Source organism: Yinghuangia sp. YIM S09857 (assembly GCF_051388915.1).
Classification (GTDB): domain Bacteria; phylum Actinomycetota; class Actinomycetes; order Streptomycetales; family Streptomycetaceae; genus Yinghuangia.
Genome location: NZ_JBPKBH010000001.1, coordinates 454,141 through 479,342, shown reverse-complemented (window position 1 = coordinate 479,342; position 25,202 = coordinate 454,141). Strand labels below are relative to the sequence as shown.

The following is a 25,202-nucleotide window of genomic DNA, read 5'->3' as shown; positions in this document are numbered from 1 at the left end:
GTGGGAGCGTCCCCCCACACCGCCTCGCCGCCCCCGCGCGACGGCCCCTCAGGGCCCACGAAAATTCGAAGACGCGACCTTAGGATCGGCGGCATGGCGCTGCGACCTGTTCAGGTGAACATCAAGGCCATCGACGCTGTGGCGGTGGGGGCGTTCTGGGCGGCGGCGCTCGGGTGGACCGCGTTCCGGCCCGGCGCGACGAGCTACGTCGGGCCGTCCGAGGAATTCGTGTGGCCGGATCCGGTTGCCGTCGGTATCGACGTCGTGCCGGTTCCCGAACCCAAGGGCACGGCCAAAAACCGGCTACACCTCGATCTGGCCACCACCTCCGCCGCCCATCAGGCGGAGTTGGTCGTACGCCTCCTCGAACTCGGCGCCGCACACGCCGACATCGGCCAGGGCGATGTGCCGTGGACCGTGCTCACCGACCCGGAGGGCAACGAGTTCTGCGTGCTGGAGCCGCGCGAGATTTACCGCGACACCGGGCCGATCGCCGCGATCGTCGTCGACTGCGCCGACCCGCGGGGCATGGCCCTGTTCTGGGGTGAGGCAACCGGCTGGTGCACGCACGAGGTGGACGACGGCTTCGCCCGGCTTCGCGCCGCCCGGGGAGGCGGCCCGTACCTCGAATTCATCCGCACGCCCGACGGGAAGGACGCGCCAGACCGCGTCCACCTCGACCTGCTCCCGGCCCCCGGCGACGACCAAGCCGCCGAAGTCTCACGGCTGCGCCGCCTCGGCGCCGCCGACCTCGACCTGGGCCAAGGCGACGTCCCGTGGACCTGCCTGGTCGACCCCGAGGGGCACGAGTTCTGCGTCCTCGCCCCACACTGACGCCCCACACAGACACCCCACACTGACCGCCCCGCGCACCGACAGCCCGAACGACGAACGCCCCGGACGGCGGAAAAGCCGTCCGGGGCGCCCGGTTCACGTCTCTCGGCCCTGCCGGCCCCAAGCCGACACCCCGCCTCAGGCGAGCGAGGCCAGCGCCTTGTTGAAGGTCGCCGACGGCCGCATCACCGCGGCCGCCTTCGCCGGGTCGGGCTGGTAGTAGCCGCCGATGTCCGCCGGGGAGCCCTGGACCGCGAGCAGCTCCTCGTTGATCGTCTGCTCCTGCTCCGCCAGCGTCTTGGCGAGCGCCGCGAACGCCTCCGCGAGGGGCGCGTCCTCGGTCTGCTTGGCCAGCTCCTGCGCCCAGTACAGCGCGAGGTAGAAGTGGCTGCCGCGGTTGTCGATGCCGCCCACGCGGCGCGCCGGCGACTTGTTCTCGTTGAGGAACGTGCCGGTCGCGCGGTCGAGGGTGTCCGCGAGAATCTGCGCACGGGCGTTGCCGGTGGTCTGCGCGAGCTGCTCGAAGCTGACCGCGAGGGCCAGGAACTCGCCCAGGCTGTCCCAGCGCAGGTAGTTCTCCTTGACCAGCTGCTGCACGTGCTTGGGCGCCGAGCCGCCAGCGCCCGTCTCGAACAGGCCGCCGCCGTTCATCAGCGGGACGACCGACAGCATCTTCGCGCTGGTGCCCAGTTCGAGGATCGGGAACAGGTCGGTCAGGTAGTCGCGCAGCACGTTGCCGGTGACCGAGATGGTGTTCTCGCCGCGGCGGATGCGCTCCAGCGAGAACGCGATCGCGTCGACGGGCGCCATGATCTCGATCCGGAGACCGGAGGTGTCGTGCTCCGGCAGGTACTTGCGGACCTTCTCGATGAGCTGCGCGTCGTGCGCGCGGTCCGCGTCGAGCCAGAACACCGCCGGGTCGCCGGTGGCGCGGGCGCGGGTGACGGCGAGCTTGACCCAGTCCTGGATGGGCAGGTCCTTGGTCTGGCACATGCGGAAGATGTCGCCCGGCTGCACCGGCTGTTCCAGCACGACCGCGCCGGACGCGTCCACGACCCGTACCGTGCCCGCCGCGGCGATCTCGAACGTCTTGTCGTGGCTGCCGTACTCCTCGGCCTTCTGGGCCATGAGGCCGACGTTGGGCACCGAGCCCATCGTCGCCGGGTCGTACGCGCCGTGCGCCCGGCAGTCGTCGATGACGACCTGGTAGATCCCGGCGTAACTGCTGTCCGGGATCACCGCGAGGGTGTCGGCCTCCTCGCCGTCCGGGCCCCACATGTGGCCGGACGTGCGGATCATGGCCGGCATCGAGGCGTCGACGATGACGTCGCTCGGCACGTGCAGGTTGGTGATTCCGCGGTCCGAGTCGACCATCGCCAGCGCGGGGCCCTCGGCGATCTCGGCGTCGAACGACGCCTTGATCTCGGCGCCCTCGGGCAGCGACTCAAGGCCCTTGAGGATGCCGCCGAGCCCGTCGTTCGGGGTCAGGCCCGCCGCGGCGAGGGTGTCACCGAAGCGCGCGAACGTCTTGGGGAAGAAGGCGCGTACGACGTGGCCGAAGATCACCGGGTCGGAGACCTTCATCATCGTGGCCTTCAGGTGCACCGAGAAAAGGACGCCCTCGGCTTTGGCCCGCGCGACCTGGGCGGCCAGGAACTCGTTGAGCTGCGCCACGCGCATGACGGACGCGTCGACGACCTCGCCCGCCAGCACCGGCACCGACTCGCGCAGCACTGTGGTCGTGCCGTCCTCGGCGGCGAGCTCGATGCGCAGCGAGCCGTCCGCGGCGGCGACGGCGGACTTCTCGGTGGCGCGGAAGTCGTCGGCGCCCATGGTGGCGACGTTCGTCTTCGACTCGGGGGTCCAGGCGCCCATGCGGTGCGGGTGCGCCTTCGCGAAGTTCTTCACCGACGCGGGAGCTCGGCGGTCCGAGTTGCCCTCACGGAGCACCGGGTTGACCGCGCTGCCCTTGACCTTGTCGTAGCGCGCGCGGACGTCCTTCTCCTGGTCCGTCCGCGGGTCGTCCGGATAGTCCGGAAGCGCGTAGCCCTGCTGCTGCAACTCGGCGATGGCGGCCCGGAGCTGCGGGATGGACGCCGAGATGTTCGGCAGCTTGATGATGTTGGCCCCGGGGGTCTTGGCCAGCTCGCCCAGCTCCGCGAGCGCGTCATCAATACGCTGCCCCTCCTCCAGGTACTCCGGGAAGCCGGCGATGATCCGGCCCGCCAGGGAGATGTCGCGGGTCTCGACCGCGACGCCGGCCGTCGAGGCGTAGGCCTCGATGACCGGCAGGAAGGAGTACGTCGCCAAGGCCGGGGCCTCGTCGGTGTGCGTATAGATGATGGTCGAGTCAGTCACCGGGTGCTCCGCTCCACGTCTGCAACATTGCTCGACATCAAGATATCCCGTGAACGGCACCACCTCGACAGGGCCCCGCCCGCACCCGCCGCCCGTTCGGCCGAACCTCGCGCGCGGACCCCCCAGACGGGGATCAAGCCGACAACCGACGGGTAATTCCCCGCCACCGAACAACCCGTACGAGACCCCGGCCACGCGCCCGTGACCTGGGCGTCCTACGTTAGAATCTGGCCTTTCCACGCACCGCCACGCGCCCGTCCGCAGCACTGTGCGCACGGCGCCGAACCCCGACCGTCGCGCGGCAGCTTGCGCGCCCAGAGACGAACGAGACGAAGTGACCACTCCCCTCGGATCGGACCACCGGATCGAGACCACGCCTCCGGAGTCCCCGTCCCAGGCCTCAGGAACCTTCGGCGGACGCCTCAAGACCCGGCTGCGCGCGGTGCGCCCGGCCGACCTGGTCGTGATGGCGATACCCACGGTCATCCTCGCGGTGATGGGCTGGCAGAAGCGGTGGATGACGGACGACGGCCTCATCTTCACCCGCGCCGTCCGGCAGATCCTTGAGGGCAACGGCCCCGTCTACAACATCGGCGAGCGCACCGAGACCTCCACCAGCACCGCGTGGCAGTGGCTCCTCGTCGCCTTCGACTGGATCAGTCCCTGGCAGCTCGCCGTCACCGCGGTCTACCTCGGCCTCGCGCTCTCCGTGGCGGGCATGTGGCTGGCCCTGGACGGCACCCGCCGCCTCTACCGCGGCACGACGTCGGCGCGCTTCCTGCTGCCCGCGGGGGCCCTGGTCTTCGTTGCCGTCCCGTCCGTCTGGGACTTCACGACCGCGGGCATGGAGACCGGCCTGATCATCTTCTGGGTCGGCTCGTCCTGGTCGCTGCTCACCTCGGTCTGGCAGCGCGAGCCCGAGGACACCAGTCTGCGGAGACTGCTGCTGACCAGCGCGTACGTCGGCCTCGGCCCGCTGGTCCGGCCGGACCTCGGGCTGACCATGCTCATCTTCCTGGTCTCCCTCGCCCTGCTCACCCGGGCGAACTGGAAGCGCTGCGCGGGCATGCTCGTCGCCGCCGGGATCCTGCCGGTCGCCTACGAGATCTTCCGCATGGGCTATTACGGCCTGCTCTTCCCGATGCCCGCCCTCACCAAGGAGGCGTCGGAGTCGCCGTGGGACCGCGGGTGGATCTACCTCAAGGACTACGTCAAGCCGTACGACCTGTGGATCCCCGCGCTGCTGCTGGTCGCGCTCATCGTGATCCTCGTACTGCGCATCCGCCCCGCCCGGCGCACCCTGATCGTCGCGCTCACCCCCCTGGTGTGCGCCGCGTTCCAGGGGCTGTACGTCATCAAGGTCGGCGGCGACTTCATGCACGGCCGCATGTGGATGCCGGTGATGCTGCTGGCCGTCCTCCCGCTCGCGCTCACGCCCTTCACCCGGCTCACCACCCCGGTGGTCGCGGCCCTGTGCGCCTGGGCCGTGTTCACCGGCGGCTTCCAGCGCACCGGGTACGTCACCTCGCCGCACGTCCAGGGCATCTTCCTGCCGCAGGTATGGAACGAGCGCGACATGTACCTGCGGTGGACGGAGTCCGAGCACCCGGTCAGCCAGCAGCCGCACGTGCGCACCCTGCAAAAGACGTACAGCCAGATCGTGCACGCCCTGAAGGACGGCGAGCGGATCATGGTGTTCGACCCGAACTTCGGGTTCTTCAGCCGGATGGCCCCGGACGGCCTCACCCTGCGGAAGGACCTCGACTACCCCGTCGGCCTGGTGATCGGCCGCCTCGGCGTGGGCGGCGCGGTCGTGCCGATCGACGGCATCGTGGTCGACGTGTGGGGGCTGTCCAACCCGATCGGCTCGCACATCGAACAGACCCACCCCTCGCCGTCCGGACACCAGAAGCTGCTGCCGGTGGCCTGGGCGGTGGCGATGTACGTCGACCCGGCCTCGTTCAAGGACATCCCGCCGGGCGTCGCCCCACAGGACCAGATCGCCGCCGCCAAGCACACCCTGGAGTGCGGCGACGTCAAGGAGCTCATGGACTCGGTCACCGAGCCGATGTCCTTCGAGCGGTTCTGGAAGAACCTCACAGGCGCCTACGACCGCACGACCCTGCGCATTCCGGCCGACCCCATCGAAGCCGAGAAGAAATTCTGCAAGTAGGCCCGGAAACGGACGCGGCCCGGCGCGCGCGAACCCGCGCCGGGCCGTACCCGCCACGGAGCGCGCCACCCGCTATCGTGACGGTAACCTGCGCGTTATCAGGTGATCCCCGCGAGACCCGGGTCCCCCATGCCCGTCCCCCGTCACCCGTCGCACCGGCCCATCTGGAGTCCCCGAAACATGAGCCTCGTCAGTGTGCTGTCGCGGCGCACCGGCCTTGGACACGCGCAGGACGAGTCCCCGCGCGGGACGCAACTGGCGAAGCGCTGGAACACCCTCATGGTCGTCCTGCCGACCGCGGTGATTCTCGTCCTCGGGTTCGCCCGGCGCTGGATCAGCGACGACGGCCTGATCTTCACCCGCACGGTCCGGCAGATCCTGGCCGGCAACGGCCCGGTGTACAACGTGGGCGAGCGCGCCGAGGCGTCCACCAGCACCGTGTGGCAGTGGCTCCTCGTCCTGGTCGGCTGGGTCACCGGCGCCGACATCAGCCGCATCGCGGTCTACCTCGGCCTGCTGTGCGCGACCGCCGGCTACGCGATCGCGCTGGACGCCACTCGGCGCCTCTACCAGCCGTACGCCCCCGGCCGCCTGCTGCTGCCGGCCGGCGTCGCGGTGCTCCTCGCGCTGCCGCCGATCTGGGACTTCGCGACCTCGGGCCTGGAGACCGGCCTGACCACGCTGTGGACCGCGGGCTGCTGGTGGCTGCTGGTGCGCGCGCTGGAGGACGGCCGCGCGCGCGTCACGTACCCGCTCGCCGTGCTCGCCGGACTGGGCCCGATGGTGCGCCCCGACCTCGCCATCGCGAGCGCCGGGTTCCTCGTCGCGCTGTGGTTCGTCCGGCGCCCGCGCCTGCGCTCGGTCTTCGCGCACCTGGGCGTCGCCGCGGTGCTGCCGGTCGCGTACGAAATCTTCCGGGCCGGCTACTACGGCGTGCTGCTGCCGCTCCCGGCCATAGCGAAGGAGGCGTCGGGCAGCGACTGGCGGCGCGGCGGGACGTACGCCCGCGACTTCATCGCCCCCTACGGCCTGTGGCTCCCGATCCTGGCACTCAGCGCGATGGTCGTCGCCACGCTGGTCGTGCGGATCCGCCCGGTCGGCCTCAAGGCCGCCGCGCGCGAGGACGCCGGGCGCACCGCCGTGTTCGTGATGCCGGTGGTCGTGGCCGCGCTCATGGGCCTGTACGTCGTCAAGGTCGGCGGCGACTTCATGCACGCACGCATGCTGCTGCCCGCGCTGTTCGTCGCGATGCTGCCGATCCTGCTCGTGCCGTCCGGCCGCCTCGCGCTGCCGGTCGCGAGTGCCGTCGTCGTGTGGGCGCTGATCTGCGGCTTCGTGCTGCGCGTGCCGTACACCGGGCTCAGCCCCAACAAGATCATCGCGGACGAGCGCGGCTTCTACGTCGACGCGATGGGCATCGCCCACCCGGTCACCGCCGACGACTACCTCGCACACTACCCGCGCTTCCCCGAGGCGGTGCGCGTCGCCAAGGACGAGCACACCCATGTGCTGATCTACCCCTGGTACGACGGCTTCTACGTCACCCCCCTCAAGCCCGACGACCCGGCGCCGTACGCCGCCTCCTGGCTGAACCTGGGCATGAGCGGCGCGGCCGTCCCCCTCGACGGCCGGTCCATCGACATCCTCGGCCTCGCGTCGCCGCTCGCCGCGCACCAGGAGCTGACCGGACGCGGCCGCCCCGGCCACGAGAAGGAGCTCGACATCGCCTGGCTGTTCGCGATGTACGTGCCCACCGACGCGATCCTGCCGCCCGGCATCGACCCGCTCCGGGTCGCCCAGGCCAAGTTCGCACTCACCTGCGGCGACGAGAACCGCGGGAAGCTCAAGGAGTTGCAGGACTCGGTCAGCGAGCCGATGACGTGGAAGCGGTTCTGGAAGAACCTCACCGGCTCGGTCGAGCGCACCACCTTCCGCTTCCCGAACAACCCGCACGACGCGATGAAGCAGGTGTGCGGCGTGGACGAGCTCCCCGAGGGGTACCTGGACAAAATGTTCACGCTCGAAACCACCCCCGGCAAGGACTCCTCGTGACCGCGACGGCGCTGGTCACCGGCGCCGGACGCGGCATCGGCCGGGCTGTCGCCGAGCGCCTGGCCGACGAGGGCGTGGCCGTCGCCCTGCTGGGCCGCACGTCGGCGTCCGTCGCCGACACGCACGCCGACCTGTCCCGCAGCGGCACCCGCGTCACCTCGGTCGTCGCCGACGTCACCGACCCGCAGGCGGTCGCCCGCGCGGTGCGCGAGGCCGAGGCCGCGCTCGGCCCGCTGGATCTCGTCGTCAACAACGCGGGCCTCATCGATGCGAAGGAAGTCCCCTTCTGGGAGGCCGACTTCGCGCAGTGGTGGGACGTCGTGGAGACCAACCTGCGCGGGCCCGCCAACGTCGACCGGGCGGTACTGCCGGGTATGGTGGCGCGGCGCCACGGCCGCATCGTCAACCTGGGCAGCGGCTTCGCGGTCAGGCCGGACCCGCACTACTCGGCCTACTCGGTGTCCAAGGGCGCGCTCATGCGCCTGACGGACACCCTTGCCGGTCCGCTCGCCGAACACGGCGTTTACATCTTCGACATCTCCCCGGGCGCCGTCCCCACGGACATGACCGCGGCCATGGACATGTTCGAAGGCCGGACGGACTGGTACGACATCGACCTGTTCCTCGACGCCGTCGTCGCCGTCGCGCACGGCCGCCTCGACGCCCTGTCCGGGCGCTTCCTCCACGCGGGCAAGGACGACCTGACGGCTCTTGCGGCCCGGGCGGACGAACTGGCCGAAACGGACGCCCGGCGCCTTCACCTGCGCCCTTACGGGCCCGACGACCCTCAGCAGTAGGCCGCGCAACGCGCCACAGCCGTCCGGGGGTTCGCTCCCATGGCTTTCCGCGTTACAAGAGTGGCGCTCAAGCAGATGGGCAATCGCGGCAGCGTGCGATCGTCCGCCGCAACGCCGAGGGCCCCAGGAGGCGAACTCCTGGGGCCCTCGGCGTCTTTCAATTCTCAGTGGTGCCGCGCCCGGATCACGCCCCGCGCAGGACCGCGCCCGTGCGCTCCGCCGCCAGGGCAACCGCCGCGTCGCGCGCCGCGGTGGACTCCTCGGCGGTCAGCGTGCGGTCCGCCGCGCGGAAGCGCAGCGCGTAGGCAAGCGACTTGCGGCCCCCGCCGATCTGCTCGCCGGTGAAGACGTCGAACAGCCGCAGCGACTCCAGCAGTTCGCCCGCGCCCTCGCGCAGCGCCGCCTCGACCTCGGCCGTCGGGACGGCCGCGTCCACGATCAGCGCGACATCCTGCGTGGCGACCGGGAAGGCCGAGATGCGGCCCGCCGCGGCAAGGCGCTCGCCGCCCTGCGCGTCCTGCGACGCGGTGAGAAGGTCGAGGTCCAGCTCCATCGCACTGGTCCGCTCGGGCAACTGCAACGCCTTCACGACGCGCGGATGCAGCTCCCCGGCGTGGCCCACGACCGTGTCCCCGACGAGCAGCACCGCGCAGCGGCCGGGGTGCCAGGGGGCGTGCCGGTCCTGGCGTACCGTCAGCTCCGCGCCGACGGCCCGGGCCACGGTACGGGCGGCCTCGACGGCGTCCGCCCAGCTCTCCGTCCGGCCGCTCCCCCACCAGCCCGACGGCGCGCGCTCGCCCGCGAGGACGACCGCGACGCGGTACGGCTGATCGGGCAGCGCGTCGGCGAGCTGCGCCAACTCCGCGTCGGTCGGGCGCCGGTCGACCGGCAGCCGCGGCGCCACCGGACGCTCGGCCTTGGGCCGGAACACCAGGCCCGCCTCGAACAGCGCGGCGTCCGCGTTGCCGCGCCCGACGTTGCGGCGCAGCGCGGTGAGCAGCCCCGGCAGCAGCGTGGTGCGCAGCCCCGGCTCCTCGTCGGAGATCGGGTTGACCAGCTTGACCGTGGCGCGGCGCGGGTCCGACGGGTCGAGCCCGAAGGCGTCGAGGACCGCGTCGCCGACGAACGGGTAGTTCAGCACCTCGGTGTAGCCGTCGCCCGCGAGCGCGCGGCCCACGCGGCGGCGCAGGCGCTGGGCGGGGGTCAACCCGCGCCCGGCCGGGACCTGCGGCAGCGACGACGGGACGCGGTCGTAGCCCTCCAGGCGGATGACCTCTTCCGCCAGGTCGTTCGGGTCGGTCAGGTCCGGCCGCCAGGTCGGCGGCGTGACGGTCAGCGCGTCGATGCCCTCGACCGCGCAGCCGACCTCCTGGAGACGCTGCGCGACGGTCTCGGCGGTGTAGGCGATGCCGGCCACGTTGGTCGGGTGGTCCACGCCCATGCCGATGCGCACCGGCTCGCGCGGCGCGTCCACCTCGGTGACCCCGGCCTCGGCGACCGCGCCCTCGCCGCCGAGCAGCACGAGCAGGTCGACGGCCCGCTGGGCGGCCGCGCGCGCGGCCTCGGGGTCGACACCGCGCTCGAAGCGCCGCGACGCCTCCGAGCCGAGCTTGTGGCGCCGTGCGGTGCGGGCGATCGACACCGGGTCGAAATTGGCGGCCTCGATGACGATGTCACTCGTCTCCGGGCCGATCTCGGTGGTCGTGCCGCCCATGACGCCGGCCAGGCCGATCGGGCCGCTGTTGTCGGTGATCAGCAGGTCCTCGCGGTCGAGGACGCGCGTCACGCCGTCGAGCGTGGTCAGCTTCTCGCCCTCGTGCGCGCGGCGGACCCCGATGGTGCCCTGGAGGGCGCCGCGGTCGTACGCGTGCAGCGGCTGGCCGAGTTCGAGCATCACGTAGTTCGTGACGTCGACGGCGAGCGAGATCGGGCGCATGCCGGCCATCTGCACGCGGCGCTGGAGCCACAGCGGCGAGGGCGCGGCGGGGTCGACGCCGACGACGGTGCGCGCCACGAAGCGGCGGCAGCCGTCCGCGGCCTCGACGGCCACCGGGTAGCCGTACGAGTTCGGCGCGGGCACGTCCAGCAGCGCCGGGTCGCGCAGCGGGATGCCGTACGCGATGGCCGCCTCGCGGGCCACGCCGCGCAGCGACAGGCAGTAGCCGCGGTCGGGCGTGACGGCGATGTCGAGCACCTCGTCGACCAGGCCGAGCAGTTCGATCGCGTCGGCACCGACCTCGACCTCGATCGGCAGCACGATGATGCCGCCCGCCTTTGAATTCGACGCAGCGTCATCGCCCATGCCCAGCTCGCGGGCCGAGCAGATCATGCCCTCGGACGGCTTGCCGTACGTCTTCCGCGCCGAGATCGCGAACCCGCCGGGCAGCACGCCGCCGGGCAGGATCACCACGACCTTGTCGTCCACGTCGAAGTTCGTCGCGCCGCACACGATCTGCTGCGGCTCGCCGGTGCCGTTGGCGTCGCCCACGTCGACCCGGCAGAAGCGGATGGGCTTCTTGAAGCCCTCCAACTCCTCGATCTCCAGCACCTGGCCGACCACCAGCGGACCCTTGAGGTCGCTGCCGAGCTGGTCGACGGTCTCGACCTCGAGACCGAGGGCGACGAGCTTGTCCGCGACGTCGCGGCCGGACTCCCCGGCCGGCAGGTCGACGTACTCCCGCAGCCAAGAAAGCGGGACCCGCATCAGATCTCCATCCCGAACGGAAGGGTGAAGCGCACGTCACCCTCGACCATGTCCCGCATGTCCTCGACGTTGTGACGGAACATCAGGGTGCGTTCCAGTCCCATGCCGAAGGCGAAGCCGCTGTACTCCCCCGGGTCGATGCCGCAGGCGACGAGCACCCGCGGGTTGACCATGCCGCAGCCGCCCCACTCGATCCAGCCCTCGGACCGGCAGGTGCGGCACGGGTTGTCGGGGTCGCCCACCGACGCGCCGCGGCACACGAAGCACTGGAGGTCGACCTCCGCGGACGGCTCGGTGAACGGGAAGTACGACGGGCGCATGCGCGTCACCAGGCCCTCGCCGAACATGGACGCGGCGAAGTGGTCCAGGGTGCCCTTGAGGTGCGCCATGGTCAGGCCCTTGTCGACCGCGAGGCCCTCGACCTGGCCGAACACCGGGGTGTGCGTGGCGTCCAGCTCGTCGGTGCGGTAGACGCGGCCCGGGCAGATCACGTAGATCGGCGGCGTGCGCGTGAGCATCGTGCGGATCTGCACCGGCGAGGTGTGGGTGCGCAGGACGACGCCGGAGTCCGGGGTGCCGTCGGCGGCCTGCACGAAGAACGTGTCCTGCATCGTGCGGGCGGGGTGGTCCGGGGCGATGTTGAGGGCGTCGAAGTTGTACCACTCGGCCTCGACCTCGGGGCCCTCTGCGACCTCGTACCCCATGGCGACGAACACGTCGCCGACGCGCTCCGCGAGGGTGGTCAGCGGATGCCGTGCGCCGCGCTGGGCGCGGTCCCACGGCAGCGTGACGTCGACGGTCTCCTCGACCAGGACGCGTGCGTCGCGCTCCGCCTCCAGCTCCTCGCGGCGGGCCGCGAGCGCCTGGTTGACCGCGCCGCGGGCCTGGCCGACGCGCTTGCCGGCCTCGGCCTTGGCGTGCGGGGGCAGGGCGCCGATCTCGCGGTTGGCGAGTGCGAGCGGGGAGCGGTCGCCGGTGTGGGCGATCTTCGCCTCGTGCAGGGCGTCGAGATCGCCGGCGGCGGCGAACGCGGCCAGGGCTGCGTCGCGCGCCTTGTCGACCTCCTCCGGTTTCAGCGACTCCACCTCGACCGGGTCGTACGACTTGTTCGGTGCCGACATCTGCTTCCAGTGCTCCTGTAGGGATGCTCGCCCGCGGGTCCCCGGTCGAAGCCGGGCGGCCTCGTACTCCGGCTTCGCGGCGTCGGGCCGCGGGAGAGTACGGGGCGACGGGTCGAGTCTAGGTGGTTCGGGCCGCGTACCTGGAACCGCCCGCGGTCAGGCCAGAACGTCCGGCATGCCCGCGGGCAGGCGAAATCGGAACCTGGCCCCGCCGCACGCCGCACGGCCGACGTCGATCGTGCCGCCGTGCGCCTCGACGAGGCCCTTCACGATGTAGAGCCCGAGGCCGGTGCCGCCGCGGCGGTTGCCGCGCCAGAAGCGCGTGAAGACACGGCCGAGCAACTCGTCCGGGATGCCCGGGCCCTCGTCGCTCACCGTGATCTCCGTCCCTTCGTCGCCGGCCGCCTCGGCCGGACCGGCGGGCTTGGCGCCCGCGGGTTCGCCCCCGGTGGACCCGGCCCCCTCGTCCGGCCCGAAGCGGGTCCTGGCCATCTCGATGGTGACGGCTCCGGCGCCGTGGCGCACGGCGTTTTCCAGGAGGTTGCCGAGGATCTGGTCGAGCTTGTCGCGGTCCATCCAGGTCTGCGGAAGCGCTTCGTCGCAGCGCACGCGGAAACGGTCCTCCGGCTGCCCGGAGGCGATCTGCGCGCGTACGTGGCGGTCCACCGCCTCGCGCAGGTCGACCACCTCACGGTGCAGTTGCAGGCGCCCCGAGTCGATGCGCGAGATGTCCAGCAGCTCGGTGATCAGGCGCGTGACGCGGTCCGCGTCGGCGTCCACGGTCTCCAGCATCAGGCGCTTCTGCTCGTCGGTGAAGCGTTCCCACTTGCGCAGCAGCGTGGCGGTGAAGCCCTTGACGCTGGTGAGCGGCGAGCGGAGTTCGTGCGCGACGGTCGCGATCAGCTCGGCGTGGTTGCGCTCGCCGCGGCGGCGCGCGGACGTGCAGCGCAGGGCCACGGCGACGTGGGTCACCGGGGAGTTCGCGCCGTTCTCGCGCACGTACGACGCGGTGACCAGCACTTCGCGCCCGTTCAGCACGAGATTGCGCTCGGGCTGGCGGGTGCGGATGCCCAGCCCGCCGTACGGGTCCGTGCACACCCACCAGCGGCGGCCGTCGATGTCCTCCAACGGCAGCGCGTCGCCCAGGTGTTTGCCGAGCGCGTCCTCGGCCCGGATGCCGGTGATGCGCTGCGCCGCCGCGTTGAAGAGGCACACCGCGCCCGCGGCGTCGGCGATGACCAGGCCGTCGGGCAGCGCGTCCGCGCCGAGCCCCGCCAGCGCGCCCGGTCCGTACGGATCCGCGTCCACGTTCATCGGCCCCCTTCCGACCCACACGGCCGAGGAGTCACACCATTCCGGGGCCCCCCACGGAATGGCATACCCCTATGAAGCAGATGCTCCGGGCCGGTCACACTACTCCAACGGGCCGCGAGGCTCGACAGTCACGCGACCACATTTCCTGGCGCGCCCGTGGCGTACGCGGGCGCACGCCCGCGCTAACCGTCGCGCTTCGCCCGGCAGCCCGAACTCCCGCGCTGCGCCCGCGCGGACGCATACAGGCACACGGCCGCGGCCGTGGCCAGGTTCAAACTCTCCGCCCGTCCGTGGATCGGAACCCGCACCACGGCGTCGGCCAGCGCGCGGATCTCCGCCGGGAGGCCCCACGCCTCGTTGCCGAAAATCCACGCCGTCGGCCCATCGAGGCCGCCGGCGTCCAACTCGTCGTCCAGGTCCGCGGCTCCGGCACCGTCCGCGGCCAGAATGCGCAACCCGGCGGCGCGCAGCTGCGCCACGGTGTCCTCGACGCGGGCCCCGACCACGACCGGCAGGTGGAACAGGCTGCCCACCGACGCCCGCACGGTCTTGGGGTTGTACAGGTCGACGGACGCGTCCGTCAGGACCACCGCCTCCGCCCCCGCGGCGTCGGCCGCACGCAGAACCGTTCCGGCGTTGCCGGGGTCGCGTACGTGTGCCAGCACCGCCACCAGGTCGGGCGCGTGCGGGTCGGTCAGGTCGGCGAGCGGCACGTCGACGAAGCGGCACAGCGCGACCATGCCCTGCGGCGTGACGGTCTGGCTGACCGCGGCGACGACCTCGGGGGTCGCGCGCAGCACCGGGACGCCGGACTCCGCGGCGGCCGCGACGATGTCGGGGTAGCGCTCGGCGGTCTCGGCGGTGGCGTACACCTCGACGGCGGTGCCAGGGCGGGCCACGGCCTCGCGTACCGCCTGCGGACCCTCCGCGAGGAAGCGCCGTTCACCCGCCCGGAACGCGCGCTTGGCGAGCCGCCGGGCCGCCACCACGCGGGGTGAGCGGGTGGAGGTCAGCTCGGGAATCGCCATGGGGTTTCTTCCTGCGTTCCGCCCGCGGCGGTGGCGGGCTGTTCGGGCCGGGCGCGCCGTACCGGCCGCTTCTGGTTGCCGTGCGGCCCCGGGCGTTCTCCGGTGTGTTCATCCGGGCTCGGGGTGATTTCTTCCGGCCCCGGATGTACCGATGGGCCTCCGCGGACGCCGCGGCGCGAGGCCGCGGCGTCCGGTGCGGAGACCCACCGGGATGCCCGTGAGATCAGGCGGCTTCCTTCGGCGCGTTGACGTCGGCCGGGAGCGCCTTCTGCGCGACCTCGACCAGCGCGGCGAACGCCGTCGGGTCGTTGACCGCGAGCTCGGCCAGCATCTTGCGGTCGACCTCGATGCTGGCGGCCTTGAGGCCCTGGATGAAGCGGTTGTAGGTGATGCCGTTCAGACGGGCAGCCGCGTTGATGCGCTGGATCCAAAGCTGACGGAAGTCGCCCTTGCGCTTCTTGCGGTCGTTGTAGTTGTAGACCAGGGAGTGGGTGACCTGCTCCTTGGCCTTGCGGTACAGGCGCGAGCGCTGCCCGCGGTAACCGCTCGCGCGCTCCAGGATGACGCGGCGCTTCTTCTGGGCGTTGACCGACCGCTTGACGCGTGCCACTTGATGAACTCCTTGACTTCAGACCGGGGCGTGGTGACCCCGACCCGGGGTACGACTGGGACCGGCGCCCGCCGCCTCCGCGCGGCCGTCAGGCTCGCGGGGGCAGGCGCACATGGCTCACTTGCCGAGCAGCTTCTTGATCTTCTTGGCGTCGGCCGGGGCGGCGACGACCGTGCCCGCGAGGCGACGGGTCAGCGTCGAGGGCTTGTGCTCGAGCAGGTGGCGGCGACCGGCGCGCTGACGGACCACCTTGCCGGAGCCGGTGATCTTGAAGCGCTTGCTGGCACCACTGTGCGTCTTGTTCTTCGGCATGTCGCCGCTGTCTCCTCGTCGTGCCGTGCCTGCCCGGCATCCCGCCGGGCAGGCACAGATGTGTGTGGAACTGGGGTCGCGGATCGACCGGGGGTCAGCCCTCGTCCGCGGGGGTCGCAGCAGGTGTCGCGACGGTCTGCCCGGCCTCGGCGTCGGCGTCCTCCGGCGCGGCCGCGGCCTGGTCGTGGCCCCGGCGTGCGTCCTTGCGGGCGGCCTGGGCCTCGCGGGCCTCGGCCATGGCCTCGGTCTTCTTCTTGTGCGGACCGAGAACCATGATCATGTTGCGGCCGTCCTGCTTGGGGCTGGACTCGACGAAGCCCAGCTCCTGGACGTCCTCCGACAACCGCTTCAGCAGTCGGAAACCCAGCTCGGGGCGGGACTGCTCGCGACCGCGGAACATGATCGTGATCTTGACCTTGTCGCCCTGCTTCAGGAACCGCTCGACGTGACCCTTCTTGGTCTCGTAGTCGTGCGGGTCGATCTTCGGCCGGAGCTTCATCTCCTTGATGACCGTGTGCGCCTGGTTCTTGCGCGCTTCACGGGCCTTCATGGCGGACTCGTACTTGAACTTGCCGTAGTCCATGAGCTTGCACACCGGCGGCCTGGCGTTGGCCGCGACCTCGACGAGGTCGAGATCGTACTCCTGGGCGAGCTCCAGGGCCTTGGCAAGCGGAACGATCCCGACCTGCTCGCCGCTGGGACCGACGAGTCGCACCTCGGGGACGCGAATCCGGTCGTTGATGCGGGGCTCGGCGCTGATGGGGCCTCCTCGATTCCTGAAGTGGTCGGCGGTTCGGTCCCGCGGCCACGTACTCCTAGCCGTCAACCGTGCGGGTCTCCTTGCACGACGGGCCCGGTTCCGAGCCCGACATGCGAAAAGCCCCGCATGGGACGCATGCGAGGCTCCATAACACCGACGACCGGCGTGCTTCTTCCCGAACGGGAAAGCGCGCCTCGGACCACCGAGTGGTGATCCGCGCCGGACCGTGACCCGTCGACCGCGAGGTCGATCGGGTGGGAGACGGAGCCTCCGCTTACGTGTCGGACACATCAGTGCCCGATCGGTCGACGCACCACAATACCACCCGGCGGGGCGAACCGGACACCGGGCGGAGCGTTGCGGAAGCCCACTGTACGCGACCCCGGCCCGTACACCCAATCGCGCGGCCCACGTCAGGTCCGCCGCCGCGCATACCCGACACTGGGTCGCATGACCGACAGCGCACTGCCCGCAGACCCCGCCCCCGGCACCACCCCGGCACCGTCCGGCGACGACGCGGACACCATGACTCGCGACATGACCCGCGACATGACCCGCGACATCGCCGACGTCTCGGCGATGGAGGTGATCACCACCCTCGCCGTGCACCTGATGAGCGCGTCCGCCGTCAAGCTCGGCCTCGCCGAGGACGGCGACAAGCACAAGGACCTCGACGAGGCCCGCAAGCTCATCACCGCCCTCGCCGGCCTGGTCACCGCAGGCGCGCCCGAACTCGGCTCCCAACACGCCGCCCCGCTCCGAGACGGGCTCCGCTCCCTCCAGCTCGCCTTCCGCGAGGCCTCCCTGTACCCGGACGAACCCGGCAAGGGCCCCGGCGAAAAGTTCACCGGCCCGGTCTACGGCTGACGAACACCTCGGGCGCGCCCGGCTTCCTATGCGCCCCCCGTCGAACGGGAACGACCGCCACCCGTGTCGGAACCCTCGCACCAGCCGAAGCGCGGCGCACGCGATCACCCACCCGCGCCCAAAACGGCGCCGCGGCCGTTGCACCGCGGGACAGTGGACAACCCGCACCAAAGGCTCACGCTGTGAGGTTGAGCGGTGGGTGCACAACGTACGGGCGCGCGGTGCGACATCGACTGCGGCGCCCCGTGCGGGCACGAGGGGTCGGCTCGGCCGGCTGCGTAGTGGGCCGCCCACGGCGACCGGCGGTGGGTTGGGGCCGGCAGCGCGTCGGCGTCCGACGCGTCCCCGGCCCACGATCAGCTCTACCGGCCCGATCGACCCACGAGCCGAGAACTGGCGTACCTGCGGTGCCTGGCCTGTCGGGCGGCGGGACCGGGGCGGGGCTGTTCAGTTGGTTTGCGTGTAGAGCGGGGTGCTCGGTGGGGCGGCGCCGGTGGGGAGCAGGGCCAGGTCCAGGCTGCCGGTGAGGCGCGTGCGGAGGGCCTCGGACTCGGAGAGTCGGGTGGCGATGCGGTGGGCGGCTGCGGTGATTTCGGGGGTGGGGGCGCTTGAGGCGAGGGTCAGGAGGAGGCCGGCGGAGGGGGTTTCGGTGAGGTAGGCGGCGGTGACGGCCGGTTCCTCGGCGGTGGCGGCGCGGATTGTGGAGCGGATGGCTTCGTCGCGGTGGGGCGGTACGAGTTCGCGGCCTTCGGCGAGGGCGCGGAGCGCGGGGCCGGTGACCTCGTACGTGCTCGGGCCCGCCAGATCGAGGAGGAGGGTGTCGGCGCCCTCCGCGTACGCGGCCATCGCGGCGCGGCGGGCGTCGACGGGGACCGGGCGCGCGTCCGGGCGCCAGCGGGCGAGGGCATCGGTCGAGGTGAACGCGGGGAGCGCCTTGCGGCCGGAGGGCCCCGCGATCGTGGGCACCGCCATGTCGCTGGACTTCTCGCGCTTGAGCTCGCCCGGGGCGGTGTCCTCCAGTTCGCCGAGGAGCGCGACGACCGGGACCAGCAGGCGGGCTCCGGCGAGGGCCGTCAGGACGTCCCCGCGGCGCGGCGGGGTGCCGGCGAGGGCTTCTGCCAGGGCGGCGTCGGCGGTGCCGTCGTCGCCGGAGAAGCCGGGGTCGGGGATGCTCTTGCCGGTGAAGTCCACGCCTCGACCCTAAGGGGGCGGAAGGGGCATCCGGTCCACGGGGATGCCACGCGGGGCTTGACCACTGGGCCACGCGCGGCATCCCGTCCGGGGCGGCGACCTGCTGGGCGGACGACAGGTGCGATCAAGTGTCGTCGGCCGCCTTCGCAGCGCGGGTCGGGCGTGTGGAACCCGTGTCCCGAACGTGAATCAGGCTAGGCAGCCTGCGAGTTGACGTCCGCGGATCTCCGGCAACTCACCCGTACGGGTGAGGGCCCGGCGCGTACCCCTCCGGCAACCCCAGCGTGCGGTAGCGAGCCAGGCGGCGGGTGATCCGGTCGCCGGGATCGGCGGCGCGCAGCGCGGTCAGTTCGTCCTCCAGGGCGGCGGCGACGCGCTGCACGAACGCCTCGGGTTCGGCCGCGGCGTCCGGGAGTTCGGGGACGACCCGGTCGACGATCCCCGCGGCGTGCAGATCCGCGGAACGGATGCCCTGCCGCTCGGCGATCTCCGCCGCGCGGTCCGTGGTCCGGAACAGCAGTGCCGAGGCGCCTTCCGGCGGCAGCGGCGAGAGCCAGCCGTTGCGGGCGCAGAGCACGCGGTCGGCGGGCAGCAGGGCGAGAGCGCCGCCTCCGGCGCCTTGGCCGAGCAGCAGGCACACGGTCGGTGCGGGGAGCATCACGAGTTCGGTGAGGCAGCGGGCGATCTCCCCGGCGAGGCCGCCCTGTTCGGCGTCCGCGGACAGCGCGGCGCCGGCCGTGTCGACGACCGTCACGAGCGGCAGCCCGAGTTCGGCGGCGAGCCGCATGCCGCGCCGGGCCTGGCGCAGCCCGGCGGGTCCGAAGGGGCCGTACTCGCTCTGCCGCGTGCGGTCCTGGCCGAGCACGACACAGGGCGCGCCCGGGGACCCGTCGGCGCCGAACCGCGCGAGGGCGAGGCGCAGCGACGGTTCGCTCTCCCCCTCGCCGGTACCGCGCAGCGGTGTGACGCTTCGCGCGCCGTGCCGCAGCAGGGTGCGCAGGCCGGGGCGCCCGGGGTCGCGGGAGCGGCGCACGCTCTCCCAGGCGGGAGTGTCGGGCTGGTCGGCGTCAAACGGGTAAGGCGCGGCGGGGTTGGCGGCGTCCGGGCGGTCGTCGAGGACTTCCAGGACGCGCGCGGCGACGTCCCGCAGTTGCTCGGGCGGGACGACGGCGTCGATCAGTCCGTGTTCGTACAGGTTCTCCGCGACCTGCACGCCCGCCGGGAACGCTTCGCCGTTGAGTGCCTCGAACACGCGCGGGCCGAGGAATCCGATGAGCGCGCCCGGCTGTGCGGCGGTGACGTGGCCGAGCGAGCCCCACGACGCGAACACGCCGCCGGTGGTGGGGTGGCGCAGATAGACGAGGTATGGCAGACCGGCCGCCTTGTGCGCCGCGACCGCCGCGGAGATCTTCACCATTTGCAGGAAGGCGACGGTGCCTTCCTGCATGCGCGTGCCGCCGGAGGTCGGCGACGCCACGAGCGGGAGACGTTCGGCGCTCGCCCGCTCGATGGCGCGGACCAGGCGCTCGGCCGCCGCGACCCCGATGGATCCGGCGAGGAACGCGAACTCGCAGGCGACGACGGCGACGCGACGCCCGTGGATGCGGCCTTCGCCGGTCACCAGGGCCTCGTCGAGGCCGGTGCGTTCGCGGGCGGCGGCGAGTTCCCGGGCGTACTCGGCGTCCACCTTGTGCGGCTCGGGCAGTTTGTCGGTCCAGGCCGTGAAGCTGTCCGCGTCCAGGACGCGGTCGATCAGGTCGAGCGCTCGCACGTGCATGGGTCCGCCTTCCGGGCCGGGCCTGGTTCGCCTCGGTCGCGGGGTGCGCGCGCCGGGGCGTCGACCGTGTGTCGATCATGAGCACCATGCCATGGGCGGACGTCGGGCGCCGTGGCGTGCGGGGTTTCCGGCAGGCGAAGGTCGCCGGCGCCCTCGCTCCGCCTACCGTCCGGTAACCGAATCTGGCAGGCTGCGGGGCATGGCCAGTCTCACCGCCGCGCGCACCTCGTACCACCCGTCCGACGACCGGGCGCGCTACGACCGCGCGACCGCGGACCTCGACGCGCCCTTCGCGATCGTCGACCTCGACGCGTTCCGGGCGAACGCCGCGGACCTCGTGCGGCGCGCGGGCGGTACGCCGATCCGGGTCGCCAGCAAGTCGGTGCGCTGCCTTCCTCTGCTGCGCGAGGTGCTGGCCTTGGACGGTTTCGCGGGCGTGATGGCCTTCACCCTGCCCGAGGCCCTGTGGCTGGCCGCGGAAGGCGTCGAGGACGTGCTCGTCGCCTACCCGTCGACGGACCGGGAGGCGTACGCCCGCCTCGCAGCCGACCCCGTGGCCGCCGCCCGTGTCACCGTGATGGTCGACGACGTCGCGCAGTTGGACTACATCGACCGTGTGCGCGGTGACGGCGCCGAACGCATCCGCGTGTGCGTCGACATCGACTGCTCGTGGCAGCCCTTCGGCGGGCGCGTCCGCGTGGGCGCGCACCGCTCTCCCCTGCACACCCCCGAACAGGTGGCCGCGGTCGCCGAACTGGTCGCAAAGCGCCCGCAGTTCCACCTCGTCGGGCTGATGGCGTACGAGGCGCAGATCGCCGGAGTGGGCGACGCCCCACACGGGCGCGCGCTGTACGGGCGGGCGATCCGGTTCATGCAGGCCCGCGCCGGCGCCGAACTGGCCTCGCGCCGCGCCGAGATCGTGGCGGCCGTACGCGCGGTCGCCGACCTGGAGTTCGTCAACGGCGGCGGCACCGGCAGTGTCGAGCGGACGGCGGCCGAGGCGTGCATCACCGAGGTCGCTGCCGGGTCGGGGCTCTTCCAGCCGCGGCTGTTCGACGACTACACCAGCTTCCGGGGCCGCCCGGCGGCGCTGTTCGCGCTGCCGGTGGTGCGGCGTCCTGGCGTCGGGTGGGTGTCCGTGCTGGGCGGCGGCTATCCGGCGTCCGGGGCGGCGGGCCGCGACCGGCTGCCGCAGCCGTACCTGCCGCAGGGGCTGGCGTACGACCCGCAGGAGGGTGCGGGCGAGGTACAGACGCCGCTGCGCGGGAGTGCCGCGGACGACCTGCTGATCGGCGACCGCGTGTGGTTCCGGCACGCGAAGGCCGGGGAACTGTGCGAGCGGTTCGACGCGCTGCACCTGGTCGAGGGGGACCGGGTCGTCGGGACGGTGCCGACGTATCGGGGCGAGGGGCACACGTTCCTCTAGCGCCCGCGTTGGTGCGAGCAATTGCGTGCGGCGCGTGTGTGCGACGCCTGTGCGCACCGCCTGTACGTGGCCCGTGGGAGCTGCCTACGCGCGGGGCACACACACGCGTGATCCGCGCGCACGCCAGGTGCGCACCAGTGCATCCCACCACCCGCCCCCCCGCACGGCAGTTCGGTATCGCACTCGCCCACTGACACGCTCGGTGACACCCCCGCCCCGGCGCACCGACGCGCACCGACAGCGCCCGCCCCTGAGGCCGCACGCCCGCATGTTCACCCGTACGAGTGAAGGCCGAGAAAACGGTCATTGGCCGATCAGCCGTCAGCTTGGTTGGTATGCCCGGTTTTTCGGAAACCGATCAGCGCTGAAACCGGCCTTATCAGGCCAAGCCGCCCGTGATCCACCCGGTCCCGTGCAAGACGCGCTCCAGAAAGGGTGTCACGGACGCTCCGGATGCCCCAGAATGCATTCGGCGCCGTGAGGTTCCAATCCCGTCCCGACCACGGAAAGGTCGAGGCCATGGTCGCGCGGCTCGGCATGCTCGGTCAGGAACACCCTGTCACCGGGGTCACTATCTGGCGCGGGTGCGCGGTCGTCCATCTGCACGGCGAGCTCGATCTCCACAACGCCCCGCTGCTGCACCGCACGCTGATCGACCTGATCGACGGCGGGTGCCGCCGCGTGGTCGTCGACGCCACAGCGCTGACGTTTTGTGACTCGGTCGGTCTCGGCGTGCTCATCGACGCCTTCAAGGCAATGCACGCGTGCGGCGGCGGACTCCGCCTCGCCGCCCCCGACCGGCATGTGCGCGCCACGCTGCGCATGACCGGGCTCATCGACATCCTCGGCGTGCGCGACACGCTCCAGGAGGTCCTGGACGAGTTCGCGGTCTGACGCCAGCGCTTGCCCGCCGCACCGGGCGGCACTCCGCACCCGGGCGCGTACGGGGCGAAATCCTTCGGCGGCATGCCCGCGCGTACGCCAGAATCAAACATGATCACGGACCACTGGCCGCTGTTCGGACTGCGTGTCACCACCCCGCGCCTGGAGTTGCGGCTGCCCCGACTGGAGGACTTCGACGGCCTGTTCGCCGCCGTCGCGCGGGGCGTCCACAACCCGGACTACATGCCGTTCTCCGTGCCGTGGTCGACGGTGCCCGAGCCGCGGCGCTCGCGCTCCGCCTTGCAGCACCACTGGCGGCAGTGGGCGACCTGGACCCCTGACGACTGGACGCTCGACCTCGTCGTCTTCCACGAAGGCATGCCGGTCGGCGGGCAGGACCTGAGCGGCACCCAGTTCGTCACCCGGCGCGAGGTCTCCTCGGGCTCGTGGATCGAGCGCGCCCGCCAGGGCACGGGACTCGGCACGGAGATGCGCGCCGCGGTACTGCACCTGGCGTTCGAGGGCCTGGGCGCGCAATGGGCGGTGTCGTCCGCGTTCACCGACAACCCGGCCTCGCTGGGGGTGTCGCGCAAGCTCGGGTACGCGGACGACGGTCTTGAGATACACGCGGCGGCCGACGGCCGGGCACGCATGCTGCGCCGCGTGCGCATCGACCGGGATACCTGGGAGGCACACCGCACGGTGCCCGTCGTGATCCACGGACTGGACGCCTGCCTCGACATGTTCGGCCTCGGAGACGACGCGACCGGCGCGTGACTCGACCCGCACGTGATGCGACCGGCACCTGACGCGACCTACAACCGACGCGACACCGGCCGGGCGCCGAGAGACCGATCCCCGCCCTGTGACACCGGCGTACGGCACGATGGGCACGTGCCTGGACAACTGATGCTTCTCGATACCGCGTCGCTCTACTTCCGCGCCTACTTCGGCGTCCCCGATTCGGTGAAGGCGCCGGACGGCACCCCGGTCAACGCGGTGCGCGGCCTGCTCGACTTCATCTCGCGGCTCGTCTCCGACCACGGCCCCGACTCGCTCGTGGCCTGCTGGGACGACGACTGGCGCCCGCAGTTCCGGGTCGACGCCATCCCCTCCTACAAGGCGCACCGCGTCGCGGAGGTCGTCGAGGGCGACGCGCCCGACGAGGAGGAGGTGCCGGACACCCTGTCCCCGCAGGTGCCCGTCATCGAGGACGTGTTGGCCGCGTTCGGCATCACGCGTGTCGGCTCGCCCGGCTTCGAGGCCGACGACGTGATCGGCACGCTGGCGACGGCGGCCGAGGTGCCCGTGCAGATCGTGACCGGCGACCGCGACCTGTTCCAACTGGTCGACGACAAGCGCGCGGTGAGCGTCCTCTACCCGGTCAAGGGCGTGGGCGTCGTCGACGTGATGGACGAGGCGGCGGTGCTGGCGCGGTACGGCGTGCCCGCGTCCTCCTACGCCGACTTCGCCACCCTGCGCGGGGACGCCAGCGACGGGCTGCCCGGGGTCAAGGGCATCGGCGAGAAGACCGCCGCCCAGCTCATCGGCGAGTTCGGTGACCTCGCGGGGGTACGCCGGGCCGCCGAGGACCCCGCGTCCTCGCTCACCCCGGCGCGCCGCCGCAACCTGGTCGCTGCCGCCGACTACCTCGACGTCGCCCCCGGGGTCGTGCAGGTCGTCCGTGATGTTCCGCTTCCGGAAGATCTGACCACCGCGCTCCCCCGCGCGCCCCGCGACCCCGACGCCCTGCACGCGCTGGCCGAACGCTGGGGCCTCGGCGGCTCCGTGCAGCGCCTTGTGGCGGTGTTGGCCGAGCGCCGCTGACCGCGGTCACGGCAAGGTAAAAGCGCTACCCGAAAGGGTCACCTGGCTGCGCGCCCGGCGCGCGGTTGGAATGTGATCCAGGTCACACCAAATACTACTCGGAAGTCGCGTCACTTCTCCGAGGTACCCCGGTCTCCCTTGGCATGGGTACCGAGTGTGACATCGCATCGACCGCCGACCCCGACTGGCTGCGGGGCGAGTGGCACCGTGTGACGCAGAGGGCCGGCTGGCCCTCGCGCGTCGAATGGCACAGCGCCGCAGTGGAGCTGTGCATCGAGTCGTTCGTGACGACCGGGCACGTGCGTTCGGCCTGCATCGCGCTGGGCCGCGACCGCGCCGCCGCAGAGATCCCGCTCGACGTGGCGCTCGCCGAGCTGGACGCGCTGTTCCTGTGCGCGCTGGCGCACGCCGCGCCCGCCGCGGTGGTGCAGGCTTACGTCGGCGCGCGTGCCCGGGCCACCGCGCCCGGCACGCTCCCGCCGGGCACCGATCCGCTCACCGAACTCCCCTCCGCGGCCGTCCTCCAGCGACGGCTCCAGGAGCGCGCCGGCGCCGGGGAGCACCCGCGCCTGGTCGTCGTGCAACTGGAAGTCGCCGAGTCCCGGTTCTGGGCGCATCTGAGACACCTCCTGCTGACCGCCCGCCACATGGAGCGGGCGTTGCAGGAAGACGTGCACGCCGTCCCCGCGGGCCGCCTGATGGCGCTGGTCGACGGCGACGAGCCCTCGCTCGCGGACCGCCTCGACCGGCTCTGCCGCGCCCCCGTCGACCCCCTTTCCGGGGTGTACGGCGCTCCTGGAGCGGTCCCCGTCGTCCCACGCCCGCACGTCCGGCTCGCCGTCGAGCCCGGTACGCCCCAGGGGAGTTGAACGTGTTCAGCACGACCCGCACCGCCCGTTCCACCAGCGCCGCCCGTGCCGCCCGTACCGCCCGCACCGAACGCAAGGCCCTCTCCCCCATGCTCCCCACCTCCCCCGCGCTCCGCCCCGCGACCTCCCCGTCGCTCGCCCCCACCACCTCCCCCCAGACCTCTTCCGCGATCTCCCCCTCGCCCTCCCCCCTCCGCCCCGCGACCTCCCCCTCGCGATTCCCGGCGCTTTCCCCGGTGTTGGTCCTCACGTCGGTCCCCGCGGCCTCCCCCGCCGCGCCGACGTCCGACCCGATCGCCC

At 72.2% G+C, this 25,202-nt stretch carries 20 protein-coding genes; 10 read left to right on the top strand and 10 right to left on the bottom strand.

Translation table 11 applies throughout. From position 1 onward, the window contains the following. Positions 1 to 93 precede the first annotated feature (93 nt). Positions 94 to 834 carry a VOC family protein gene (locus ACRX5S_RS02080; RefSeq protein ID WP_436770923.1) on the top strand — a complete coding sequence of 247 codons (741 nt, stop codon included), beginning with the start codon at positions 94 to 96 and terminating at the stop codon, positions 832 to 834. Between the two features lie 138 nt (positions 835 to 972). Here the strand turns inward: ACRX5S_RS02080 and ACRX5S_RS02075 are convergent, their stop codons facing one another. Further along, positions 973 to 3,192 carry an NADP-dependent isocitrate dehydrogenase gene (locus ACRX5S_RS02075; protein WP_436770922.1) on the bottom strand — a complete coding sequence of 740 codons (2,220 nt, stop codon included), beginning with the start codon at positions 3,190 to 3,192 and terminating at the stop codon, positions 973 to 975. Between the two features lie 334 nt (positions 3,193 to 3,526). On the opposite strand from ACRX5S_RS02075, the gene ACRX5S_RS02070 reads away from it, so the two are divergent. From ACRX5S_RS02070 to ACRX5S_RS02060, 3 genes are all read left to right on the top strand, one after another. Then, on the top strand, positions 3,527 to 5,365 hold the full coding sequence (locus ACRX5S_RS02070) for a hypothetical protein (RefSeq protein WP_436770921.1): 1,839 nt from the start codon (positions 3,527 to 3,529) through the stop codon (positions 5,363 to 5,365). Positions 5,366 to 5,545: 180 nt separating this feature from the next. Beyond that, on the top strand, positions 5,546 to 7,417 hold the full coding sequence (locus ACRX5S_RS02065) for an ArnT family glycosyltransferase (RefSeq protein ID WP_436770920.1): 1,872 nt from the start codon (positions 5,546 to 5,548) through the stop codon (positions 7,415 to 7,417). Further along, on the top strand, positions 7,414 to 8,214 hold the full coding sequence (locus ACRX5S_RS02060) for an SDR family NAD(P)-dependent oxidoreductase (RefSeq protein WP_436770919.1): 801 nt from the start codon (positions 7,414 to 7,416) through the stop codon (positions 8,212 to 8,214). Before ACRX5S_RS02065 ends, ACRX5S_RS02060 begins: the two co-directional genes overlap by 4 nt. Before the next feature lie 184 nt (positions 8,215 to 8,398). Here the strand turns inward: ACRX5S_RS02060 and pheT are convergent, their stop codons facing one another. The 7 genes from pheT to infC form a co-directional block, all read right to left on the bottom strand. Beyond that, a complete protein-coding gene (pheT, locus tag ACRX5S_RS02055) occupies positions 8,399 to 10,918 on the bottom strand; it encodes a phenylalanine--tRNA ligase subunit beta (protein WP_436770918.1) in 2,520 nt (839 codons plus the stop codon). Beyond that, a complete protein-coding gene (gene pheS, locus ACRX5S_RS02050) occupies positions 10,918 to 12,039 on the bottom strand; it encodes a phenylalanine--tRNA ligase subunit alpha (RefSeq protein WP_436770917.1) in 1,122 nt (373 codons plus the stop codon). The genes pheT and pheS overlap by 1 nt, the downstream gene beginning before the upstream one ends. 156 nt (positions 12,040 to 12,195) lie before the next feature. Further along, complete coding sequence (locus ACRX5S_RS02045) at positions 12,196 to 13,353, bottom strand: ATP-binding protein (RefSeq protein WP_436770916.1); 1,158 nt, start codon at positions 13,351 to 13,353, stop codon at positions 12,196 to 12,198. Positions 13,354 to 13,535: 182 nt separating this feature from the next. Beyond that, entirely contained in the window at positions 13,536 to 14,381 is an 846-nt protein-coding gene (locus ACRX5S_RS02040; RefSeq protein WP_436770915.1) for a TrmH family RNA methyltransferase, read from the bottom strand. A 223-nt stretch (positions 14,382 to 14,604) separates the two neighbouring features. Beyond that, positions 14,605 to 14,991 carry a 50S ribosomal protein L20 gene (gene rplT / locus ACRX5S_RS02035; RefSeq protein ID WP_358362137.1) on the bottom strand — a complete coding sequence of 129 codons (387 nt, stop codon included), beginning with the start codon at positions 14,989 to 14,991 and terminating at the stop codon, positions 14,605 to 14,607. 117 nt (positions 14,992 to 15,108) lie between these two features. After that, a complete protein-coding gene (rpmI, locus tag ACRX5S_RS02030) occupies positions 15,109 to 15,303 on the bottom strand; it encodes a 50S ribosomal protein L35 (RefSeq protein WP_436770914.1) in 195 nt (64 codons plus the stop codon). A 94-nt stretch (positions 15,304 to 15,397) separates the two neighbouring features. After that, positions 15,398 to 16,063 carry a translation initiation factor IF-3 gene (gene infC, locus ACRX5S_RS02025; RefSeq protein WP_436771143.1) on the bottom strand — a complete coding sequence of 222 codons (666 nt, stop codon included), beginning with the start codon at positions 16,061 to 16,063 and terminating at the stop codon, positions 15,398 to 15,400. A gap of 450 nt (positions 16,064 to 16,513) precedes the next feature. Here infC and ACRX5S_RS02020 point away from each other — a divergent pair, with 450 nt between their 5' ends. Further along, entirely contained in the window at positions 16,514 to 16,930 is a 417-nt protein-coding gene (locus tag ACRX5S_RS02020) for a DUF1844 domain-containing protein (protein WP_436770913.1), read from the top strand. A gap of 447 nt (positions 16,931 to 17,377) precedes the next feature. On the opposite strand, the gene ACRX5S_RS02015 is transcribed toward ACRX5S_RS02020, so the two are convergent. Both ACRX5S_RS02015 and ACRX5S_RS02010 read right to left on the bottom strand, forming a co-directional pair. Further along, positions 17,378 to 18,121: an SseB family protein gene (locus tag ACRX5S_RS02015; RefSeq protein ID WP_436770912.1), complete on the bottom strand. Its 744-nt coding sequence runs from the start codon at positions 18,119 to 18,121 to the stop codon at positions 17,378 to 17,380. Between the two features lie 235 nt (positions 18,122 to 18,356). After that, entirely contained in the window at positions 18,357 to 19,898 is a 1,542-nt protein-coding gene (locus ACRX5S_RS02010) for a carboxyl transferase domain-containing protein (protein WP_436770911.1), read from the bottom strand. Positions 19,899 to 20,097: 199 nt separating this feature from the next. Here ACRX5S_RS02010 and ACRX5S_RS02005 point away from each other — a divergent pair, with 199 nt between their 5' ends. From ACRX5S_RS02005 to ACRX5S_RS01985, 5 genes are all read left to right on the top strand, one after another. Further along, positions 20,098 to 21,324 (top strand): amino acid deaminase/aldolase, encoded by a 1,227-nt coding sequence (locus ACRX5S_RS02005; protein ID WP_436770910.1) that lies wholly within the window; start codon positions 20,098 to 20,100, stop codon positions 21,322 to 21,324. Between the two features lie 477 nt (positions 21,325 to 21,801). After that, positions 21,802 to 22,218 (top strand): STAS domain-containing protein, encoded by a 417-nt coding sequence (locus tag ACRX5S_RS02000; protein ID WP_358364571.1) that lies wholly within the window; start codon positions 21,802 to 21,804, stop codon positions 22,216 to 22,218. A 99-nt stretch (positions 22,219 to 22,317) separates the two neighbouring features. Continuing rightward, positions 22,318 to 22,983: a GNAT family N-acetyltransferase gene (locus ACRX5S_RS01995; protein WP_436770909.1), complete on the top strand. Its 666-nt coding sequence runs from the start codon at positions 22,318 to 22,320 to the stop codon at positions 22,981 to 22,983. A 132-nt stretch (positions 22,984 to 23,115) separates the two neighbouring features. Then, positions 23,116 to 24,033: a 5'-3' exonuclease gene (locus ACRX5S_RS01990; RefSeq protein WP_436771142.1), complete on the top strand. Its 918-nt coding sequence runs from the start codon at positions 23,116 to 23,118 to the stop codon at positions 24,031 to 24,033. Between the two features lie 143 nt (positions 24,034 to 24,176). Further along, a complete protein-coding gene (locus tag ACRX5S_RS01985) occupies positions 24,177 to 24,902 on the top strand; it encodes a hypothetical protein (RefSeq protein WP_436770908.1) in 726 nt (241 codons plus the stop codon). The last annotated feature ends 300 nt before the right edge of the window (positions 24,903 to 25,202 follow it).

Bases quoted from the DNA above. Each gene is read 5' to 3' on its own strand.
- ACRX5S_RS02080 (WP_436770923.1), top strand. From the start codon at position 94: ATGGCGCTGCGACCTGTTCAGGTGAACATCAAGGCCATCGACGCTGTG.
- ACRX5S_RS02065 (WP_436770920.1), top strand. From the start codon at position 5,546: ATGAGCCTCGTCAGTGTGCTGTCGCGGCGCACCGGCCTTGGACACGCG.
- pheT (WP_436770918.1), bottom strand. From the start codon at position 10,918: ATGCGGGTCCCGCTTTCTTGGCTGCGGGAGTACGTCGACCTGCCGGCC.
- pheS (WP_436770917.1), bottom strand. From the start codon at position 12,039: ATGTCGGCACCGAACAAGTCGTACGACCCGGTCGAGGTGGAGTCGCTG.
- ACRX5S_RS02045 (WP_436770916.1), bottom strand. From the start codon at position 13,353: ATGAACGTGGACGCGGATCCGTACGGACCGGGCGCGCTGGCGGGGCTC.
- ACRX5S_RS02040 (WP_436770915.1), bottom strand. From the start codon at position 14,381: ATGGCGATTCCCGAGCTGACCTCCACCCGCTCACCCCGCGTGGTGGCG.
- rpmI (WP_436770914.1), bottom strand. From the start codon at position 15,303: ATGCCGAAGAACAAGACGCACAGTGGTGCCAGCAAGCGCTTCAAGATC.
- ACRX5S_RS02020 (WP_436770913.1), top strand. From the start codon at position 16,514: ATGACCGACAGCGCACTGCCCGCAGACCCCGCCCCCGGCACCACCCCG.
- ACRX5S_RS02010 (WP_436770911.1), bottom strand. From the start codon at position 19,898: ATGCACGTGCGAGCGCTCGACCTGATCGACCGCGTCCTGGACGCGGAC.
- ACRX5S_RS02005 (WP_436770910.1), top strand. From the start codon at position 20,098: ATGGCCAGTCTCACCGCCGCGCGCACCTCGTACCACCCGTCCGACGAC.
- ACRX5S_RS01995 (WP_436770909.1), top strand. From the start codon at position 22,318: ATGATCACGGACCACTGGCCGCTGTTCGGACTGCGTGTCACCACCCCG.
- ACRX5S_RS01990 (WP_436771142.1), top strand. From the start codon at position 23,116: ATGCTTCTCGATACCGCGTCGCTCTACTTCCGCGCCTACTTCGGCGTC.
- ACRX5S_RS01985 (WP_436770908.1), top strand. From the start codon at position 24,177: ATGGGTACCGAGTGTGACATCGCATCGACCGCCGACCCCGACTGGCTG.